Source organism: Pontibacterium sp., assembly GCF_041587635.1.
GTDB lineage: Bacteria > Pseudomonadota > Gammaproteobacteria > Pseudomonadales > Balneatricaceae > Pontibacterium.
Genome location: NZ_JBFGYC010000015.1, coordinates 1 through 20738, shown reverse-complemented (window position 1 = coordinate 20738; position 20738 = coordinate 1). Strand labels below are relative to the sequence as shown.

At 51.1% G+C, this 20738-nt stretch carries 19 protein-coding genes and 2 tRNA genes; 6 read left to right on the top strand and 15 right to left on the bottom strand.

Going from position 1 to position 20738, the window contains the following annotated elements; all coding sequences use genetic code 11:
- The 7 genes from ABYW01_RS02045 to ABYW01_RS02015 all read right to left on the bottom strand — a co-directional run.
- The coding region (locus ABYW01_RS02045; protein ID WP_372830891.1) for a YceI family protein at positions 1 to 461 on the bottom strand (461 nt) is incomplete at its 3' end.
- A 34-nt stretch (positions 462 to 495) separates the two neighbouring features.
- Positions 496 to 861 (bottom strand): TraR/DksA family transcriptional regulator, encoded by a 366-nt coding sequence (locus ABYW01_RS02040; protein ID WP_372830890.1) that lies wholly within the window; start codon positions 859 to 861, stop codon positions 496 to 498.
- Between the two features lie 61 nt (positions 862 to 922).
- Entirely contained in the window at positions 923 to 1219 is a 297-nt protein-coding gene (locus tag ABYW01_RS02035) for a cytochrome c5 family protein (RefSeq protein WP_372830889.1), read from the bottom strand.
- Positions 1220 to 1391: 172 nt separating this feature from the next.
- Positions 1392 to 3299 (bottom strand): molecular chaperone HtpG, encoded by a 1908-nt coding sequence (htpG, locus tag ABYW01_RS02030; protein WP_372830888.1) that lies wholly within the window; start codon positions 3297 to 3299, stop codon positions 1392 to 1394.
- Between the two features lie 135 nt (positions 3300 to 3434).
- Positions 3435 to 3881 (bottom strand): PaaI family thioesterase, encoded by a 447-nt coding sequence (locus ABYW01_RS02025; protein ID WP_372830886.1) that lies wholly within the window; start codon positions 3879 to 3881, stop codon positions 3435 to 3437.
- Entirely contained in the window at positions 3878 to 4390 is a 513-nt protein-coding gene (locus tag ABYW01_RS02020; protein ID WP_193954150.1) for a PaaI family thioesterase, read from the bottom strand. Before ABYW01_RS02020 ends, ABYW01_RS02025 begins: the two co-directional genes overlap by 4 nt.
- Positions 4377 to 5105 carry a DUF599 domain-containing protein gene (locus tag ABYW01_RS02015; RefSeq protein ID WP_372830885.1) on the bottom strand — a complete coding sequence of 243 codons (729 nt, stop codon included), beginning with the start codon at positions 5103 to 5105 and terminating at the stop codon, positions 4377 to 4379. The genes ABYW01_RS02020 and ABYW01_RS02015 overlap by 14 nt, the downstream gene beginning before the upstream one ends.
- 101 nt (positions 5106 to 5206) lie before the next feature.
- Between ABYW01_RS02015 and ABYW01_RS02010 the strand changes: the two genes are divergently transcribed.
- Entirely contained in the window at positions 5207 to 6100 is an 894-nt protein-coding gene (locus tag ABYW01_RS02010; protein ID WP_372830883.1) for a DMT family transporter, read from the top strand.
- Here ABYW01_RS02010 and ABYW01_RS02005 read toward each other — a convergent pair whose 3' ends face one another.
- On the bottom strand, positions 6101 to 7327 hold the full coding sequence (locus tag ABYW01_RS02005; RefSeq protein ID WP_372830882.1) for an EAL domain-containing protein: 1227 nt from the start codon (positions 7325 to 7327) through the stop codon (positions 6101 to 6103).
- Between the two features lie 186 nt (positions 7328 to 7513).
- On the opposite strand from ABYW01_RS02005, the gene ABYW01_RS02000 reads away from it, so the two are divergent.
- A complete protein-coding gene (locus tag ABYW01_RS02000) occupies positions 7514 to 8761 on the top strand; it encodes a methyl-accepting chemotaxis protein (protein WP_372830881.1) in 1248 nt (415 codons plus the stop codon).
- Positions 8758 to 9582, top strand: coding sequence for a nitrate- and nitrite sensing domain-containing protein (locus tag ABYW01_RS01995; RefSeq protein ID WP_372830880.1), 825 nt, complete (start codon positions 8758 to 8760; stop codon positions 9580 to 9582). The genes ABYW01_RS02000 and ABYW01_RS01995 overlap by 4 nt, the downstream gene beginning before the upstream one ends.
- 114 nt (positions 9583 to 9696) lie before the next feature.
- Here ABYW01_RS01995 and ABYW01_RS01990 read toward each other — a convergent pair whose 3' ends face one another.
- From ABYW01_RS01990 to ABYW01_RS01980, 3 genes are all read right to left on the bottom strand, one after another.
- Complete coding sequence (locus ABYW01_RS01990) at positions 9697 to 10002, bottom strand: BolA family protein (RefSeq protein ID WP_372830879.1); 306 nt, start codon at positions 10000 to 10002, stop codon at positions 9697 to 9699.
- Between the two features lie 18 nt (positions 10003 to 10020).
- The gene (locus tag ABYW01_RS01985) at positions 10021 to 11376 is read right to left on the bottom strand and encodes a DUF3422 family protein (protein WP_372830878.1); all 1356 of its coding nucleotides are present in this window, start codon (positions 11374 to 11376) and stop codon (positions 10021 to 10023) included.
- 117 nt (positions 11377 to 11493) lie between these two features.
- Entirely contained in the window at positions 11494 to 11856 is a 363-nt protein-coding gene (locus tag ABYW01_RS01980) for a hypothetical protein (protein ID WP_372830877.1), read from the bottom strand.
- Between the two features lie 63 nt (positions 11857 to 11919).
- On the opposite strand from ABYW01_RS01980, the gene ABYW01_RS01975 reads away from it, so the two are divergent.
- Entirely contained in the window at positions 11920 to 12651 is a 732-nt protein-coding gene (locus ABYW01_RS01975) for a hypothetical protein (RefSeq protein ID WP_372830876.1), read from the top strand.
- 42 nt (positions 12652 to 12693) lie between these two features.
- On the opposite strand, the gene ABYW01_RS01970 is transcribed toward ABYW01_RS01975, so the two are convergent.
- From ABYW01_RS01970 to ycaO, 4 genes are all read right to left on the bottom strand, one after another.
- Positions 12694 to 16161, bottom strand: coding sequence for an SbcC/MukB-like Walker B domain-containing protein (locus ABYW01_RS01970; RefSeq protein ID WP_372830874.1), 3468 nt, complete (start codon positions 16159 to 16161; stop codon positions 12694 to 12696).
- The gene (locus ABYW01_RS01965) at positions 16145 to 16807 is read right to left on the bottom strand and encodes a DUF4194 domain-containing protein (RefSeq protein ID WP_193954161.1); all 663 of its coding nucleotides are present in this window, start codon (positions 16805 to 16807) and stop codon (positions 16145 to 16147) included. Before ABYW01_RS01965 ends, ABYW01_RS01970 begins: the two co-directional genes overlap by 17 nt.
- Positions 16808 to 18211 carry a Wadjet anti-phage system protein JetA family protein gene (locus ABYW01_RS01960; protein ID WP_193954162.1) on the bottom strand — a complete coding sequence of 468 codons (1404 nt, stop codon included), beginning with the start codon at positions 18209 to 18211 and terminating at the stop codon, positions 16808 to 16810.
- Between the two features lie 238 nt (positions 18212 to 18449).
- Entirely contained in the window at positions 18450 to 20189 is a 1740-nt protein-coding gene (gene ycaO / locus ABYW01_RS01955) for a 30S ribosomal protein S12 methylthiotransferase accessory factor YcaO (RefSeq protein WP_372830873.1), read from the bottom strand.
- 311 nt (positions 20190 to 20500) lie between these two features.
- Between ycaO and ABYW01_RS01950 the strand changes: the two genes are divergently transcribed.
- Both ABYW01_RS01950 and ABYW01_RS01945 read left to right on the top strand, forming a co-directional pair.
- Positions 20501 to 20576: transfer RNA gene (locus ABYW01_RS01950), tRNA-Asn, on the top strand.
- A 38-nt stretch (positions 20577 to 20614) separates the two neighbouring features.
- Positions 20615 to 20690: transfer RNA gene (locus tag ABYW01_RS01945), tRNA-Asn, on the top strand.
- Positions 20691 to 20738 lie beyond the last annotated feature (48 nt).

Sequence of the window (20738 nt, the reverse complement as noted above, 5' to 3'; positions counted from 1 at the left end):
CGGTAACCGCCCCAGGGATCATGCCCTTCCCCTATACGATTAACAGGAATCTGAAGTTCGCGGGATACGCCCCGTAAGGTCAGGGTGCCATAAACCACACCACCGTCAGCATCACCTTCATATCGGCGACTAACAAATTTCACGTCCCTATACTTCCGGGCATCCAGATATTCGTCTCCACGCAGATGCTTGTCCCGCTCAGCGTGGTTGCTGTCGAGACTGGTCAGATCCACGTTCACGTTGATCTTGCTGGCCTGAGGCCGAGACTTGTCCCACGTGAAGTGACCTTCTATTCGGTTAAAGCGGCCGTATAACCAACTGTAGCCAAGATGCTTGGTACGAAATTCGATAAAGCTATGGGTGGGATCAAGGTTATAGCTCGCGGCTGTGACCGGAGGCGTACACAGTACACTCAATACCAAAACAAAAAGGACAATTGGGGAAGGATTCAAAACGGACATAGCGGGCCTCCATACTGCTCGCCCGCCTAAGGTGCTAGTCCTGCTCGAGCTTTTCCTGACAACTCAAGCAAAACCTACTTTCTGGATAGGCCTTCAGGCGAGCAATACTGATCGGTTCATCACAGATTTCACAATAACCATAGCCGTCAGGTGAAGCAATCCGGTGAAGAGCATGATTAACCTGTTCCAATCGCTGCTCACAACGCTCAAGATTTGCCTGCGCCATGCTTTGCTGCTGCATCGCATCACCGCGGGACACCCGCCCTACTGCTTGCTGATCCAGCATCACCGGGCGAGAGGACTCCTGCAGGCTCTCAATTTCAGTGCGTAGCTCCTGCTCCAGATTTTCCAACCGCTCCAGCAGGGACTGAACCATATCCGTATTCTGTGCGTCATACATAATGACTCAACACTCTGTAATTAAACCGGCCCTTGTGCAGAGCAAGACGAACTGCACCGGCCTATTTAGCCTGATCGATAAAAATCTGAATCGCGTCGGTCAACGCCACATCATCGCAATCGTTACAGGTCCCTTTAGGTGGCATAGCGCCTTGACCCGTTTTCACTGTCGTCAGCAAGGCATCAGCACCTTTAGCGATCCGCGGCTGCCAGGCTGCACTATCACCCGGCTTCGGCGCACCGGCTAAACCAATATCATGGCACGCTTTACAGTGCTTATCATAAACGGCCTGGCCGTCAGCCATGGCAGCACCGGACATAAGTACTGTAGCAAAAAGGGTCGCAACTGTTTTCTTCATTCGATGATTCTCCGATGTATCGAAACTTTTCTTTATTGAAAGCCAATCCCACCTCTGTAGCCTTGATCTGGCTCACACAGAAGACAAACAACTATAACTTTTTACAGACACAAAAAAAGCGGCCCTCAGGCCGCTTTTCAAACAAACTAGCGTTTCTGCTTTAACATATCGCTTAGCTGGACAGTTCCAGCAACAATTTGTTCAGGCGAGCAACGTAAGCCGCTGGGTCTTCCAGCTGACCACCCGCTGCAAGGTCAGCTTGTTCAAATAGAACCAGAGACAGCTCAGCAAAACGATCTTCGTCCACTTCCTGATCCAGCTTACCAATCAGCGGGTGTTCAGGGTTGATCTCGAAAATCGGCTTCACATCAGGTACGGCCTGACCTGCGGCTTCCATAATCTTACGCATCTGCGCACCCATGTCATGATCACCGATGACCAGACATGCCGGGGAATCAGTCAGACGGTGGGTCACGCGTACTTCAGATACTTTCTCAGTCAGCTTTTCGGTCAGACGCTCAACCAGCGCTTCTTTAGACTTAGCCGCTTCATCCTGAGCCTGCTTCTCTTCTTCAGATTCGGTTTCGCCCAGATCCAGTTCACCTTTAGTGACATCCTGGAAAGACTTGCCGTCGAAGTCGAACAAGTGGCTCATCATCCACTCATCGATCCGATCCGTCATCAGCAGCACTTCGATACCTTTCTTACGGAAGATCTCGAGATGCGGGCTGTTCTTCGCTGTCGCGTAATTGTCAGCCACAACATAGAAGATTTTTTCCTGACCTTCCTGCATGCGGGACACGTAATCTTCCAGCGATACGTTCTGATCAGCAGATTCACCGTGGGTTGATGCAAAACGCATCAGCTTAGCGATCTTCTCTTTGTTAGCGTTGTCTTCCGCCGGACCTTCTTTAATCACCTGACCAAATTCGTTCCAGAAAGTCTGGTACTTCTCAGGCTTGTTTTTGCCCAGTTTGATCAGTGTATCCAGTGCACGTTTAGTCAGTGCGCTGCGCAGCTTATCGACATTTGGATCTTTCTGCAGAATCTCACGGGATACGTTCAGGGACAGATCTTTCGTGTCCACTACACCCTTCAGGAAGCGCAGATACAACGGCAGGAACTCTTCCGCCTGATCCATGATGAAAACACGCTGTACATACAATTTCAGGCCACGTGGCGCTTCACGGTTCCACAGATCAAATGGCGCACGTTCTGGCACATACAACAGGCTGGTGTATTCCAGATTACCTTCAACAGCATTGTGCGCCCATGTCAGTGGATCGGAGAAATCATGGGAGATGTGCTTATAGAATTCGTTGTAATCTTCAGCATTCAGCTCAGACTTGTTACGGGTCCACAACGCGGTTGCACTGTTAACGGTCTCATCTTCAGGTGCTTTTTCTTCCTCACCTTCAGCCGCAGGAACCGGTTCAGACTGCATAACAACCGGGAGAGCAATATGGTCTGAGTATTTACGCACCAACGTGCGCAGACGCCAGCCATCAGCAAACTCTTCTTCCGACTCTTTCAAGTGCAGGACGATGCTCGTACCACGGCCTGCTTTTTCAACGGTCGAAATCGTGAACTCACCTTCACCGGTAGAGCTCCAGTGCACGCCATCAGCAACCGCAGCACCGGCTTTACGGGTGATAACATCCACTTTATCGGCAACGATGAAAGAGGAGTAGAAACCGACACCAAACTGACCAATCAGCGCGCTATCTTTCGCCTGATCACCCGTCAGCTGGGAAAAGAACTGGGAAGTACCTGACTTGGCGATGGTGCCCAGATGCTCCACCACTTCGTCACGGGTCATGCCGATACCGTTGTCATCGATCGTGATGGTCTTTGCATCTTTATCAAAGGCGATGCGAATTTTCAGATCACCATCGTCTTCGTAAAGCTTGCCATCGGACAGTGCTTCAAAGCGCAGCTTTTCTGCCGCATCAGATGCATTGGAGATCAACTCACGCAGGAAAATTTCCTTGTTGGAGTACAAGGAGTGAATCATCAGATGCAGGAGTTGTTTGACTTCTGTCTGAAAGCCGTGGGTTTCGGAATGTGTTTCTGTGCTCATAGGTAACTCGCCCAAACTCTCGGTTGAAACATAATCATGACCGGCTCACACGAACCGGCCCTTCTGGTTTCAATACTAGATTGGGGCTGTGTCACCTAATTCAAGGGGTTATTTAAAACCTGACCTAAATCCGGTTTAAGAATCAGTAGGTTTCACCAGGAAGTGCGCCCGTGCGGTCGCAATCGGTTCCGTACGCTTTTCCTGCCACGCGATCACCGAACAGTTGGTCACACGGCGTCCACGTCGCTCCAGCTGACACATCGCAAACGTATCGCGATCTAATCCGGCACGCATATAATCCACAGAAAAATCGATAATCTTTGGCAACTCGGGTGTCGTGGTTTGCAGTAACACCTGAAACGCTGCTGATAACTCCATAAATGCCGCAATTACACCGCCATGTATGGCGGGCAGTGTTGGATTTCCCAAGTTATCCGGGTTACGGGGTAAGCGAAACACCATCTCCTCACCAAACCGCTCGCAGTTCACACCAATCACCTGTGCGTAAGGGATCAGTTCAATCAACGGCATGTAATCACCCGTTGTATGTGCTTCCGCAACCATCTCCGTAATACTGATCATGCCTGCGCTCCCTTTTCCGTGCTAACACCGGTATCACCGTCGATATCACCTTCCACCAGCGCCTTCATCTGTGGGTCAACCACATCGGCACCTAAACGCATAAAGGTGCCAATACCAAACGCGATGGGATCATCAACAGACGTTTGATACACCGTCGCGCGGGTGAACATCACACTGCGTGTTGTCCGGTAGCACTCTGCCTGAATATACAGAGGCTGGCTGTGGGTCGGCGCTTTCATATGATCGATTCGCAGATCCAGCGTCGGTGCGATCTCAAATTCCGGCAACACGCACAGTGTCGAGACGGCCGATGCGGTATCGATCAGGGTCGTCAATGCGCCCCCTAACAGATACGTATTGGTTTTCCCCGTATTCAGCTGATCCTGCACCGGCAGCACCAAGGTTACACGGCGCTCATCGGCCTGAATGACACGCAATCCTAATTTGCGGATGTGGGCCAGCGCGTCCATAAATCGCTGGCAGCGTGCTTCAATTTCAGGATTTCTCATCGATAGGGCCAACACTCATCATTAGGGTTTTTAAGGTTGAGGACTTAAATTCACGTCGATACAACACGTACACCACACCGGTGGACAGTGCCATAAACAACCAAGGGTTAATAAACCAGCCCAGCATCGCCAGACTGAAGTAATAGGATCGCAAACCAAAGTTAAAGTGATTGGCCGCCATGGAACTCATTTTAGCCACGCGGTCCGCATAACTCTGTTTTTGCAGTTCGCTGATATTCTCATCAGGCGTGGGGGCTCCGCCCACCATCACCGAGACAAAGCCGTATTGGCGTAAACTCCAGGTGAACTTAAAAAAGGCATAGATAAAGAGCGTGATCATCACCACCAGCTTCAACTCCCACTCTTCACGTGTGGCTTCTACCGCAAAGGGAATGTCAGCAATCACGTCAATCGCCTGCTCGGTTGAACCCAGCACGGTCATCAAACCTGCCAGAATCAGCATGGTTGTGGATGCAAAAAATGATACGCTACGCTCAAGGTTTGCGACGACGGTCGCATCCGCAATACGCATATCCCGATCCAGCATACGCAGCATCCATTCGGTGCGGTACAAGTGCAGGATGCTAGCCAGGCAAGCGGTGTCGTAGCTACGGCGTTTAGAATAGTACATATAGCCCTTGAAACAGATCAGGAACCAGACCAACGCCAGAAGGTTCAGCCAGTTAAGCTGAATAAACTGCAGAACAGCATCCATGTTTTTTACCTGAGAACAGATTAATCTAACCTATTGTAATTTAAGGCAACGGGCCTGTCAGGCTCCGCTTTGATTCTAAGACAAGGACGCACAAGTTCACCGTGACCACTTCACCACAAAATCTGACTCTGGGTGTATTGTTTGCCGTTGGCACCTCACTGGCGATGAGCATCGCGGCGGCACTCATCAAATACACCTCAACGATGGTGAGTATTGAAACCATTGTGTTTAGCCAATATCTGATCTGTACCACTGTTATGCTGCCCCGGCTTGCCACCAAGGGCATCAGCGCGCTCAAAACAGATTGCATGAAGTTACATGTGATACGCGGTTTGTCGGGGTGGGCCTGTTTCTATTGTTACTATCTGGCGCTGAACTATGTCCCACTGGTTGATGCCGCGCTACTGCGTAATTCGGCCCCCCTCTGTGTACCGTTGCTGCTATTGCTCTGGAAAGGCATTCACATTCCGGCCCTGCGCTGGCTACCGATCTTTATCGGCTTGGCGGGCGTGCTGTTGATTTTGCAGCCCGGCTCAGACGGGCTTAGCTTCTGGCACCTAATCGGATTTGGCTCGGCGATATCTTTGGCAGGATCAATGGTTACAACGCGCTTTTTAACGTTGACGGAACCCAGCAACCGCATCATCTTTTACTATTTTTCAATCTCCACCCTCACCGCACTGCCTTTGGCCATCTGGAACTGGCAACCCATACCGTCAGAAGCCCTGTTACCCCTATTAATCATCGGCTTGTCGATCTGGCTGGTGATGTGGCTTTACACTCAGGCCTACCGCTATGCCAAAGCGTCGGTCATCTCACCCCTGAATTATCTGGGCGTTGTGTTTACCGGATTCTGGGGTTGGGTGTTCTGGCAACAGGTGCCGGATAATCTGGCGATTATCGGCACCGCGTTAGTCGTCGCAGGGGGTGTATTGGCGATGTTTCTGGGGAAAGAAACATCAGGAAAAGAGACTGCTCCCTCACAACAGAACTGATCAGTACACCGCAACGGATTGCGCCTGCATACCATGATGGCTGTAAATGAGGTCACGATCCGGCGGGTTAATGATCATATCTGCCAAGAGAATACGGTCATCATCAATCAACAATGCAGCCGTTTGTGACAGCTGACCTGCGTAGATATCATGATAGGGTTTCGAAAACACCAGACGCCGGTCTATATCATCGAACGCCAGCAACTCGATGAAATAAGGCCGCCAGCTCCAGTTGGACCCTTTCTGCGCACTATCCACGTTCCAGCCACCCTGACGGTTTTCATAGTTTGGTGAAATTTGATTGCCGGATCGATCACACAGGTAAAAGCGCAACACCTGCGGGGTCGGCAGGTAGTGTTCAAGATCTATATCTCCGTACGCGGTACCCGATGTTTTGATCAACTCACGTAAAGCAATCAGCTCCGCCGATACTTTTCCTGCCAGCCAGTGGTTTCGCGTTGAACTGTCCAGCGCCCTATCCCGATAGTCTTCCCGCAGCGAGATCATCTGGCTCTGAAAACACTCTGTTGGCGCGGCCTCGGCTTTCGCTTCAGAGAACAAAAAGCCCTGGGTGTAATACGCATTGCAACTCAGTGCCAGGAAATAAGCTTCTTCGGTTTCGACCCCTTCACACAGTACTTTCGCCCCCAGACGAGACGCCATCTCTCCCAATAGCTGGATCATCGCCGCGTTACGGGGGTTATCCAGGCCATCACGCAGCAACTTCATATCCAGCTTAACAACATCCGGCGTCAGCAACGCAACCCGATCCAGCTGAGAAAAGTCGGCTCCGAAATCGTCTATCGCAATACGAAATCCCGCTTCGCGGTAACGATCCACCGCCTTTTGAATCAGGCCTAGATCTCCACCCAGTTCAGTGATTTCTATCATCACACGGGATGGGTCAGCATCCAGCTCACGTAACATATCCAGCGTCGGCAGCCGCGTGGTCTGGGCAATAAACTGTAACCATTCAGGTGATAAATTCAGGCTGATAAAGCTATCACCGGGAAGCTCATTTAACCCTGACAGCGCCTGATATCGGACACTCCTGTCAGCGGCTATGCGGTTCTCCAGCGAGTGCTTAGAGTCTGAAAAAAACGCCCCGGCAGAGACGACATCACCCACCTCATTTTTCTGCCGGGCCAGCGCTTCATAACCTGCGATCCGCCCACTCGCAGTTTCAACAATTGGCTGATACCAAGGAAACAGATCCCTCATCATCATTTTATCCACATAACTTTTAATGTTACCGAGCTGACAGCAAGTTACATGCCATACAGTGGATTCAGACCGGTAACAGACGCTGAACGATCAAGACCAAACTCCGCTGCCTCCTTTTAGATCGTACCGTCGATACCAGAGCACCAAAGCAGTGCAAATATCACTTTTCATAGTGGCCTGAAGGATACGTTGAGACAGCAGAACCCTACGTTCTCTATACACAAGCAGGTTCTGGAACGCTTTGTGCATCGCATCACGCAGATGCCATGTTTGGGGATGAATGCAATGTTGCGACCTGTTCAGCTACTTATCGAGGCGGGAGGTATCAGACTCATTGGTAGCCTGATGACCTTACTGCTGATGTCTTCGATCACTCTGATTCTGCTGTCGATGTCACACCTATTCTCGCTTCTGGCAATCACATTACTGGCGTACCTGTCTTTCGGTTTACTTATTCTACTGAGGCAAGATCTTGTTAAACTCACTGATCATCTAAACGGGGATATGCAATCGGGTTTAGAGCCTAGACTTAACGGTCCGTTGAAACCCTTGGCAATATCCATCAATCACGCCTTGCTTGAAGTCTACCGAAATGTGAATGAATCCCATGCGGTGGTGGATGAAATCAGCCATTCCGTGACCGAGTTATCACATAACGCCAGTCACGTTGCCCGCAATACCGATCAACAATCGCACGCCACAGCGTCCACCGCAGCAGCAGTTACCCAGATCAGCCATAGCGTCGAGGACGTCACACGTTGTATTACCGAAACTCAGGCATCAGCCCAAGCAGCACGTGAGTTATCCAAAGAAGGCATATCTGCGCTAATTCCTGCCCGTAAAGAGGTCGAAGAGGTTGCGCAGCTGGCTGGCGAAACCTCGAGGCTGGTTAGCGAACTAAAAAGCCGCTCAGACAAAATTTCCACGATGTCTGAGTTTATTCGTGATCTGTCAGACCAGACTAACCTCCTCTCGCTCAATGCCGCGATTGAAGCCGCCCGCGCAGGTGAGCATGGCCGCGGATTCTCTGTCGTGGCGGAAGAAGTTCGCGCCCTTGCCCAGCGCAGCCATACCGCATCAGTTGAGATCAGCAATGTCATTGGGGCGGTCCAACAACAGATGACCGGTTTATGTGTACAGATGGACAATGTCGTCGCCAGCAGTGACCGCTGTGTCGCGAGCACCACACAGGTTGAAAGCTTTCTTAAAGACATCACTGTGAGAACAGAAACAGTATCAGACGAAATCAGCCAGGTCGCCGTGGCTGTTCAGCAGCAGGAGAATGCTACCCGGGATATCTCAGAACACATCGAAAAGGTCGCGGTAGTCGCTGAATCAAACAGTCTGATGGCTAGCGAAACAGCACGCGTAGCCCATCACATCGCCACGCTGACACAAGCAAATACAGGTAATCGATCTTCGGGAGAACCCGCATGATGTCATCGTCCAGCACAATCGCAACATTCACCGCCCTATCTATCGCTATATTGGTACTGACGTCACTCGCTCATACCTGGCGGGTCCAACACAGGCGAACTCGACAGCTGAAGGGAGTTGAATGGCTGGTCAGCTTGCGCCACCTTCTCGCGCATTTACAACAGCACCGCGGCCTAAGCAGCGCATTTCTCGCCGGTAAAGCCGAGCTAAAAGGGGATATTAGCCATCTGCAAACGCAGATACGCAGAGATTGCGAGGCCGTCATCTCGGTCGGCGATTGGATCACTCACAGTCCGCGTTGGCAAGGTATTGAGGAACACTGGCAACGCTTGTCTCAGCGTTTTCAGACGCTGGACCGGGACACCAATATTGGTCAGCACAACCGATTGATTACGAACCTGATCTATCTGATAGAAGATACTGCCGATGCACATGAACTGAAGCATCTGTGTGAAGACATCACTCAGGCCCAACGGGTTTGGCGTGACCTGCTGATCTCTGCTGAGCACATTGGTCAGGCCCGGGCGATTGGAACGGCCATTACCGCCGCGGGTAGTTGCGACAGTGTTTCACGTATTCAGTTGAGCTATCTGAGTAATAAAATCGAAGAAACCAGCCAGCGCGTTAAGAATGATCTTGAGATCTCGCATCAAACCCAACATAAACTGCAGGAACTGCTCTACTGCATAAAAGATCGGGTGATGTTGGATACCCCGCAGATCGATTCGCAGATCTATTTCAAACTGGCCACCGCCTGTCTGGAAGATATGCTGGCGAAGTATGATGAAGAGATTATGCGCCTGCGAGTCAATATTCGCTGATAATTGCGACTGATCTGGTCGCGCCATCGACTCAAAACAAAAAAACCACAGGACCGAAGCACTGTGGTTTTTAACAACAACCTGTTTTGAGGTCAGATATTGTCTACGTCAGACTTATTCACCACCACGACAATTTGGCGACAATGGCGCGGGTGCCGCCCGCTTTTGCCATTCTTCAGCCGTATAGAGGTGCATTGCCAGTGCATGCACCGGTGACTGCAACTCAGCGGCCAACAGGCCATATATCAGCTGATGACGCTGAACCAGTCTCTTACCTGTGAAGTCATCGGAAACCAGCGTCAGCTTAAAATGACTATCGGTCGCCGGACCGGAGTGCATATGGCTCTCGTTTTCGATATCCATATGTTCTACCGCAAGCCCTGCCTGCAGTTTCTGTTCGATGATTACCTGAACACTCATGCTTGTGTTGCTCCAGCCTTAATGTTTGTCTTTTCTATCCGCTTCATCCCGGTCGGCCTTTTCAGTCGCCAGTTTGAGGAATTTCTTATGTATCTTACGTGTCGCCAGCCAGACCACCATGATCACCACGGGTACTGAAATACCGACCGTCAGGCTCTTATTGAGATCAACACCATTATCATACAACGCTTCAATTAAATATTTGAGCAGCCCAACCATGTAGTAGCTGATCGCGGCAACCGACAAGCCTTCGACAGTGTGCTGCATCATCAGCTGGATCCGTGATCGGCGATCCATCGATGCCAACAGATCCTGATTCTGCGCTTGTATCGACAGCTCAACACGGGTGCGCATCATATCGGACACACGGTCGATACGTCGTGACAGGTTTTCCAGGCGCTCACTGACCGATTCACAGGTCCTCACCGCTGGTGTCAGACGGCGGGTCATAAATTCGGTGATGGTTAAGTGTCCAGAGACCTCATCTTCCCGCAGCTCCGCCAGACGTTTCAATACCAGATCCTGATACGCCCGCGTGGCGCTGAAACGGAATGTGGTTTGCGCCCGACAGGCTTCGACCCACGCCGCCATATCGGTTAGCTTACCCAGCAAAATCCGCTCATCCAAATCGGTATTTTCAGCCAGCGTACTCGTGGTATCGGCCAGCTTCCGGTCCATCTCACTCAATTCAGGATTGTACTTGCGAGCCAACGGCAATCCCAGCAGCGCCATCAGGCGATAGGTCTCAATCTCCATCACACGTTGTGTGAGACGACCCAGCTGGCTGTCACTCATCTTCTTGTTGTAGATCAGAAAGCGGCCAAAGCCATCACTGTGCAACTGAAACGTCGTCCAGACACGTGCATCGCCATTCTGCGGACTACTACCGACCAGACGCATGCCTTCGAAGAAGCTCTTGACCACGGGCAGCGCAGGTTCCGGCTGTGAGCGAGCATCTTCAATCGCCACATGAAACGAAACCACCACCGTCCCCGGCAACGCACGCAGCCACTCTGCCGGTATCCGGCTGATTCCTGAGCAATCAAACGGGTCAGCACAACTCTCTACATCCAAATTCACAAAGGTGTAGGTGATGAACTCCAGATGCTTTTCCCGGCGCACACGCACCGTGCCGAAATCCACTTCATAGCAAACGCCATCCTGCTCAGGTGCTTCGTGCCCAAAGTGTTCGTAGATCTTCTGGAAATGTTCAAATTCCTCTTCACGAGATACGCCTTCGCAAAGCACCGCCAGAAAAGTTAGCCGGGATGGACTGGGGATAACCTGAAACGGGCGGGAGTGCAGCTCAGCATAGAGCGCCTCCTGCATCGGATGCAGTTCCAGCCCGTACGGATTATTGGGCAATTGTTCCATATTTGGCTCCGGCAAAAAAAGTAGCCTCTATTCATAGCCTTACTGACACTTTTTCGCAACCGCACAGGGGTGTTAATTCACTCCGCCGTGGGTAGTAATTGCCCAATAACGGGAGACTTATTCTTCGAGACTCGCCACCATCATCGGCTCAACCGCCAGATCCAGTGCCATCACTTGCGGTTTAACTTCAAACCAGTCGGCAAACAATGCCTGAGAACGGGGCTCTGGCCAGGCATCCGCCATTTCGTCCCACGCGGCCAGCTCATTTTCGAAGATAGTGGACCAGTTCTGGCTCAGCGCAGCATCAAAATCACTGTCGTTTTCCACTTCATCGATCAAATAGACGGTTCCTTCACGCTGGTGTTCTTCCAGCGTCAGAGTTTGATTTAATCCTTCGTCATCCAGCTCAAGGCTGTTAGCCCAATCCACAAAAGGTTGTTTAGGGATAACAGCGAAAGCGGAACGGTTTAGCAGCTTCATGGTTCTTATCCTGCGGTTTCTATATACTGTTTGGCTGTCTAATCTTCCGATCACAGCCGGTTAATGATCATACGTGTTCTGCCCCAACTCAACAGCCGCCAACAGTGGATCGACTTCTGTCGCCGCGAGATGCCGTACTGTTTTGTCGAACAGCCCCAGTGCCTGATCGACTTTCAGAGTACACACCTGCAGATCACACTGCTGTCCAGCCGTACTCAGGGCAAAGACGCAATCAAGTACAGCTTAGGCTCCAGACGTTCGGTGGAGCCGGCCTGGCAGCTCATCCGCGCCTGCAACTGGGATCTGAATGCCCTGCTGACCGGGCTGGAGCAGATGGACTTTAGCAGCAACGTGCGTGATAACTCCCTGCTTGGGGTACATACGGACCTGACTGCCCGGAAGTTTTTCTCTAAAGAGCGCTCAGTGATCGCCCCCTCATCCGTGGGACTACTCAGACCACTGGGACAGGCTCCCGAAATCTGGAGCGGTGAACACCTGTTGCGGCTGATTGCCAATGGACAATACTCAGATCTGCGCAATGAGCAGATCGCCCTGCCGCATATGTCAGACACAAATACGTCGTCCAGCACACAGGCAGGCGGCATTCCCGTGCCGTCAATCAGCAGCTTACGGCTAATGCTGTTGGAGCAACCGTGGCAGTGGGTCGGGCAACAGCACAAGGAGCGTTTACACCTGTTTCGTGAACGCCAGCCGATCATCAGCCTGATACCGGATTTTACCGCGCCCGCCCCTCGCCTGAAGGCCAAAGGAAACGCCCGCCAGAACTACCTATAAAGCAGTTCTGAAACGGGCGTCAGATAGAGCCGTTATGTCAGTTTAAGCAGGCTCAGCTTCAGTATCGGCAGATACGCTTTCAGAGTCGCCACGCGCCTGAGCTTCAGCCGCATCGATCTCTTTCATAATCTTCAGCGGATTATCAGAGTTCAGTAGCTTACGACCCTCTTCGGTGGGAAATTCCACATCAATATCCACCACACGACCGTCACGGCACACGTTAATGATGGTTTCCATGCAGGAACTCAGTAGCGAGTACTTTTCATCCGGCGCCGCAATAATCGTCTGCAAGCCCAGATCATCCATAAAGCCCAGAGATGTAACGGTGTTCTCAGAATCCAGCTTGTTAAAGGCCTCATCAAACACCGCCAGACTCATACCACCCACCGGCTGACCGTCCGCATTCTCACGCAAGCGATAGGTTGCGCCCTGTGCAGCGGCAATTGCCACATAGAACGGCACCTGATGCTCACCACCGGAACCGGTTTTGATCCGCTGGGTCAGGGTGGTCTTACGATTGCCCTGCAGATCTTTTACGACCAGCTCAAAGTTGTAGAAGTTACGATAGTCCTGCAACAGGCTACTCTCGCCCTCGTCCTTCAGCACGTCATGAATCTTGGCCAGCGCATCCTGATGGGGTTTGTCTTCGTCAAACTTCATATCGAACAGAGAACCCACGTTTGCCTGATCAACGCGGGTATAGGCTTCCACCAACTCCAGAATATCTTTCAACTCCGGGTTCGGCATCATTTCAAAGCTGTACATCTCACGATGGAACGGACGGTTCTTCAGATGCTGGTTCAGCTCACGGATCAGATCTTTGATCTTATTAATCTGATCATGCAAATGGGCTACAAAGTCGGAGCGGAACGCTGTTTCTGCCTCGAGACGTGCGCGCTCAGCTTTCTGACTGTAATTTGCCAATTCAGAGTCACGCAGCGACTGGACCGTCTCGTTTACAAACGCTTCCAGCTCTTCGTGGGTCGAATCCGGGCTAATCTTATCCAGTGTCTGGTGGCTCAAACCGCCGCCATGATATCGGGCCTTATACTGCGCCACGGCATCGCGAACACCGTTTTTCTTCTTCTCATGCAGGCTGAGTTCGGACTGCGCTTTTTTCGCTGCATCAAAGATAATGCGCTCCAGCTCGCCACCACAGGACTCGTCCAGATAATCGCGTTTTTCCTGTGCAGCCTGTGCATCAAATACCGCTTTCTGTTCGCAAGCAGAACGCGCCACGGCGTGTTCGTCCAGTTCCTGAGTCAGAACTTCCAGCGCTGCAGTGTCTTTGATCATCGCGGTGCGGACTTTCTGCAGCTTGTCCATCAATGACTTCTGCTTCTGTTCCGTCTCTTTCTGCGCGGCGACCAGTTCGGTTATCCGGTTCTGGATACCGGTATCGTCCTGATTGTGCAGATCAACCACGGCCTGGCGGTAACCTTCAATCTCGGTATTCAGCTGTTCACGCTGATTGACCAGATCGAAGACCCGCTCGTTCACACCGACCAGATTAGTGGTCAGGCTGATCAACGAGTCACGCAGCTTCTCCAGTGAGTCGTGGCTTTTGCCCAGCTCAGTAAACTCGGCGACCATCTGGTCGACCTGTTTCCCCTGGATTTCCAGCTGACTGCCACGACGACGGATTCCCATAATCGGCTGCTGTTCGTTAATCGCGGTGGTAGAACCTTCTGTCTGCAACATGCAGTCATAGGTCAATGCACGCTCATGACGCAACAGCTCGGTTTCTGTTTCAACCGCCATCACCCCACCCAGCGCACGGTTCATATACGCGCGGGCGTGATCATTATCCGTATCAATGAAATACGCCAAAGAACCGGCTTTGTAGCGGCTCAGCCACTCACCTGATTTGGTGGTGTTAACGATACGACAGCCTTTCAGGTGACGACCTTTCCGGCGATAGAGAGTGATCGCTTCCTTTACGCGATCCGGCTCAACAATCAGGGCTTCACGGCGTGCCCCCAGGAAGGACTCCAGTGCGATACGCCACTTATCGTCATTGATATCGACCAACTCACAGATCGGCGTGGACTCAATGCCGTACTCGTCCAGCAACTCCATCAGCTCGCGGGTATTACGACGTACCGGCGCACGCCCCTGCTTCAGCTGCTCCATATTGCTTTTCTGGCTCTGAATATCGCTGCGCAGCTCATTCATACGAATGACCGAGCTCTCAAAACGACGCGCGATATCACGGCGGACCGCATCAACGCTGCTCTTCAGATGCTCCAGGTTGTGGTCAACTTCTACCGGGTTTTGTGGCCAGACCGCACCCATCATGTCCTGACCGGCGCGCCACAGTTCAACCGACTTTTTTACCACCGGCAGGAAGTTGTCCGGAAGGTGCTTTTCGTAATTGGCAAAACTAACTGCGGTGCGCAGCAGGTTGTAGACGTTCTGAATGCGCTCTTCGACGACACTGTGTTCGTGAGTTTTTGCAGCAACCGTGCTTTCGAGTGCCTTAATTTTGTGTGCCGAATCGGTGTTGTTCAGGTCAGCCCGCGCTTCCGCAAGCTGCTGCATCACAGCGTTAAGATCGGCACCTGCGGTTTCCAGGTCTTGCTGTACCTGCTGCTCTTTATCCTGATTCTTTTCGAGGCGTTCTTCAGACTCCTCTTTCTTCAGGTCAGCATTTTCAAAGCGACTTTCGTGAACGACCCACTCATACTCAACGGCGTTCTTCACATTTCGCTCAATCCCCTTGCAGGAATCCTGAACTTTCTCCAGCTCAGCAATGCGGTCAGAAACCTCTTTGGTTTTCTGCTCCATCGCCCGATATTCATCCAGCGACTTACGGAACGCACCCACATGAACAATATTTTCATCCAGCACAAACTCACGGATAAAACGGGTTGGACTATCAATCGGGACAAACTTCAGTGCATTTTTGAAGTTTTTGACGAATTTGTCGTCGTCATTCGGCATCTGAGGATCGTAACTTAAGTGCGTCACCAGCTCGCGAATAAAGCGACTGGCACGTTTCTCCAGCACCATATCCGGACATTGCTTCAGCAAGCTGTCACGAACATCCGGCCACCCGCGCGGCAGACGCCCTTCATCTTCCTTGGTGGTAAAATCATCCAGATGCACGGAAAAGTTCGGCAGAATGAAGCGCCCCAAAATCTCTTCATCCGGTGATGCCGTAGAGGCACTGATAGCGATGCCCACACAGGTCTCTTGTGCCGTTTCCGTATCAAAGAAACTCAGTGCCATGTAGCTCAGCGAGTCTTCACGCGCCGTGCTTTTCTTGCCATCTCCATCCAGAAAACCAAGACAGTAGGTACGCAGGCTACGCTCACTCTTGTCACCTGCGGAGGCGTTAAAGCTTAAGTGGCGTTTATGCCCCCCCATCAGCACCGTCTGAATGGCATCCAGCAATGAGGACTTACCTGAACCGTTCGGTCCGACAATCGCTACACTGCCTTTGATTGGGATCTCAATAGCGCCCAGTACGTACCAGTTAACCAGTACAATTCTATTGAGCTGCTTCATCGGCACCCGCCCCTTCTTCAATCTGTTCGTTTTCTTGCGCCGCAGCTTCGGCTTCAATTTCTACTTCGTTTTCACACAAGCCTTCGAGCTGACCGATATAGTCTTCGACCACCACCTGACGGATAACAGGGTTGATTCGCAACGGCAGGTTTTTAGGATCGGATTCTTCAGCTTTACCGCGCTCGATCAAACCATGACGGGAGAACAGCGACAAAATCTCTTTCAGGCGAGTTTCGTTCGGGATCTCCTTTCCGGTCAGGTTCTCGTACGTTGAAAGCAGCTCGTCAGTGCAGGTAAACGCTTTACCCCCATCCACCTCAAAGGACTCCAGCTTCTGCTCGTACTGCTGGCGCAGACACAGCAACAACAACGATTCATCCAGCTTCAGGCGCAGGTATCGCTCTTCGCCTTTTGGCAAAATACCCATATAGGCTTCATCTGGCTGGTACACGAAGCTCCAGCCTATCGCTTCAAGCAGGTTGGTAAAGTAATCCACATGGGATGCCACCAGAAAGTAGCTTTCACGGTGTGCAGGACGATCCGCGTATAGAAACTGGTGGGTCAGCAACTGGTTAGCAGCACGCGAGAAATCGGCTGCCTGATATTTGTCACTGCGACTGATGATTTTTTGCAGGTCACCTAACATCTAGCGTTTCCTTTGGATCACGAAGTCCCGGCACTTAACCATGCCGGCAACATTGACATACTGTTCTTCAAAACGGATATCGTATTTCTCGATCGTTTTGCGGGCTTTTTTCCCCATCGAAGGTAAATGGCGTACATAACTGAAACAGATGTAGTCTTCGATGGTTTGGATATCAAACTCACTGGCGTTGATCAGATCACGACCTATCAGGTGGCGTTCCAGATACATTTCCACCTTGTCCGGACTGACATCACGACGATCTTTATATTCTTTAAACAGTCGTCTTAACTCCAGTACACGCGGATCGATCTCCGACTGCGTAATGACTCTAGGCTCAGTCTGTACACGACGCCGTATTGGCGAGCGCACACTGCGATCACAGATAAAGCCCTGCTCTTCCAATGTGGTAATCGGTGGCAACTCAGATTCGTCTCTACGCGCGATTTCAGTAATCACACGGGAGATACGTGCAGCCATACCCGGCGTGGTTTTGTCCATGTAACGAACGGTATCCGCCACACGTTTTTCCAACCGGTAACGGAAGTCATCGATCGTAGCCAGACGCTGATCTACGGACTCAAAGATACGGATAATACGGTTGATATGCTGATGCACCATGCCTTCAGCATCGTGGTAATCCGTTTCATACTGTTCCTGATAATGTTTAGCCAGGAGATCGACTTTGTAAGCGTCAAATTGCAGCTCCCGTAACATCGACAGGATCTGACGGCGGAAACGGAACGGGTTGTTCTTGGTTTTCAGCGTTTTATAGTCAGAGACTAGGATGTGTTCTACGAAACGTTCAAAGAAGTTCCGCACAATCTCCTGAGGATTATTGCTCTGTGACAGATTGATTTTCAGCTCACGCAGGCCCAACATCATATCCGTCAGATGGGCACTAAAATCAGAGGCGGTCTGTGAGGCTTCTGCCAACGTGATACCACGTCCGGCCGGATCACTGATCGCGGCTTCCAGAGAGCTGAGTACGTTCAGTACCGCACCACCGTAGCTGCGTTTTTCCAACTTGGAGATCGATACAAGTGTTCGCAGCAGGAAGCTGATTGAAGGCGACAACAGCACATAGGTACGATAAACCCGCTGTTCCTCCTCCAGCCATCCGGTAGTCACCAGACGACGGTAGATTCGACTGGCATATTCACTGCTGGATCGCGGTATCTCTACCTGATCTTCACCATCGTCCTCTTCCGGCACCCAGCGCCTCACACCCATACGGATCACCGTATCTTCAATGGTGGAACGCACCAAATCCTTGGGCACGAAGGGATCAATCAGATCCTCATCAAAAAACACATCAGCCAACGACAACAAAACCACCTGATATATCTGGCGGTTCTGCCCCGAAAGCGGCATAAATAAGTCATCAGGCAACTTATGAAAGAGCATCTGAACCCTTAAATTCTTAACGCTGTTGGTGTCTGCTTTTACAGACCGAAGAGATGGATTCTAGCCCAGCCTGCGCCGACAAAAAAGGGATAACCCCCTCTACCTGAAGGACTTTCAGGACAAGTCGGCAGTTCGGCTTAAAATGATCGCTTGTAATCCTGTTTTCCGATGCCTGAAACAACAAAGCCACAGTGATTAACCTCAACCACTGTGGCTTTGAACACGCTTCAGATAACACTCAATTTTTATGAAAGAGAGCCTTAGCATCCTGCAGACGCTGGTAGGCTTCCAGCATACCGACGTGACTAGCAAACTGGCGCAATGAACCATCGTCAGATGGCAGATCAGACAGTACGGATTCACCTACCAACATTTGCAGGCTGCGATCAACATATTCACCTTTATGCGCCAGGCGCAGAACGGCTTCGTAGCTTGTCAGGTTACGCTCATCATCCAGCTCAAATGACAGGCACTGGAATAAGCAGCGGTACAGTGCGGTGCGCTCATCAGACAGATGCCCGAAGTGCAGTGTCCATTCCACCCAAGCGTGAGCATTCTCTAAGTCGCCGATCATCAGACACAGCAAACCTTTCAATTCACCCATACGCAGTGTCTGCCAAGGCGTACCCGGATCAGGCACAATCCCCAAAAACTCAGCAACGGGCTGCTGATCATCAACGCTCAGCTCTTCTAACTCTTCCAGCAGCGCTTCATATCCGGCGTGGTCCAGCTCGGGCAGATGCAGGCAACGGCGGCGGAAAGGCACTCCTGCTGCGTTGTTGTCCCAAACCAAGTCTTCCACCGGATAGATTTCTGACATGCCTGGTACAACAATACGGCAGCTGTATATACCCAGATGCTCGTAATCAGCGATATAGATATCCATATCCACACGATGTATCAGGTGGCACAAGTGATCAAACTCGGCTTTAGTATCGCCCTCGATATTCCACTCGGTATATTCGTAGTCACTCTTGCCCGCCAACAGATCCCAGACAACAATACCGCTGGAATCTATGAAATGGGTTTCAAGATTATGCTGATCAGCCACATCCTGAATATCAAAGCTTGGGGCAGGAAATACATCCAATTGATCTAATGCACGTCCTTGCAATAGATCAGTCACCGTACGTTCCAACGCCACTTCAAATTTTGGGTGAGCCCCAAAGGACGCACACACACCGCCATTTTGTGGATTCAGCAGCGTCACATTGACCAGCGGAAACTTACCACCCAGTGAAGCATCTTTAACCACCACACCAAAACCGCGACTGCGCAGGGCTTTAATGGCGGCTTCAATACGCGGATAACGCGACACTACCTCATCAGGAATGCTCGGCAGACTGATACCCGACGAGATAATGGTGTTCTTAATATGACGTTCAAAAATCTCAGACAACGCTTGTACACGCGCTTCCCACATGGTGTTGCCAGCGGACATGCCGTTGCTGACGTAAAGGTTGCCAATAATATTCACCGGAAACCACACCTGATCGCCCGTACGCTGTCGTTCAAACGGTATTGCACAGATACCACGACGCGCATTCCCTGAGTTGGTATCAACCAACATCGGCGCGGTCAGTTCACCACTGAAGTTGTAATGATGCAGTGTAGGTTCGTCCAACAGACCTTCTGGAATGTCGTCGCCTTCCAGTGAGAACCAGCGCTCATTTGGATAATGTACAAATGCGCCTTCGGCGGCGGAGTTACCCCAAAAGTAATCAGCAAAGAAGTAATTACAGCTTAAACGCTCAAAATACTCACCCAGCGCACTCGCCAACGCAGCTTCACGGGTCGCCCCTTTGCCATTGGTAAATAGCATCGGATAACTACGGTCACGGATATGCACCGACCATACGTTGGGTACCGGATTCAACCAATGCACTTCTTCGATATCAAAGCCTAACTGACGCAGGCCATTGGTCATACGTCTGATGGATTCTTCCAGCGGCGCATCTTTACCAAGAATTCGGGTCATTCTGAATAATCCTCTGTTGGGATCACACCAACATTACTTATCGGGTTCAGTCTGAAGGATCAGCTTCAAACAACAGCCACAGCGGTTACCCGCGTAAAGTCTTTTTATAAGCGAAGGCGTAAAGCACTTTGATACTGCTTTAGTCTGAACAATGCGTTCCCGATCAATGGGTCCGGCTTTCTTGAGCGGGCGATTATAACGCAAATACAGAAGCAACTGTGATCAACTGATCTTATTGAAATTATTTAAAAAAAAACCCTTGACGGTCTCCGGGGGCATCATTAATATACGCCGCCACTGGTTGAGACGATTCCTCGATAGCTCAGTTGGTAGAGCAGTAGACTGTTAATCTATTGGTCGCTGGTTCGAGTCCAGCTCGAGGAGCCAACCTCGGTATCAATCAGTAAAGGTAAGTGTTTAAATGTTCCTCGATAGCTCAGTTGGTAGAGCAGTAGACTGTTAATCTATTGGTCGCTGGTTCGAGTCCAGCTCGAGGAGCCAATCGGAGTGTAGCGCAGCTTGGTAGCGCATCTGCTTTGGGAGCAGAGG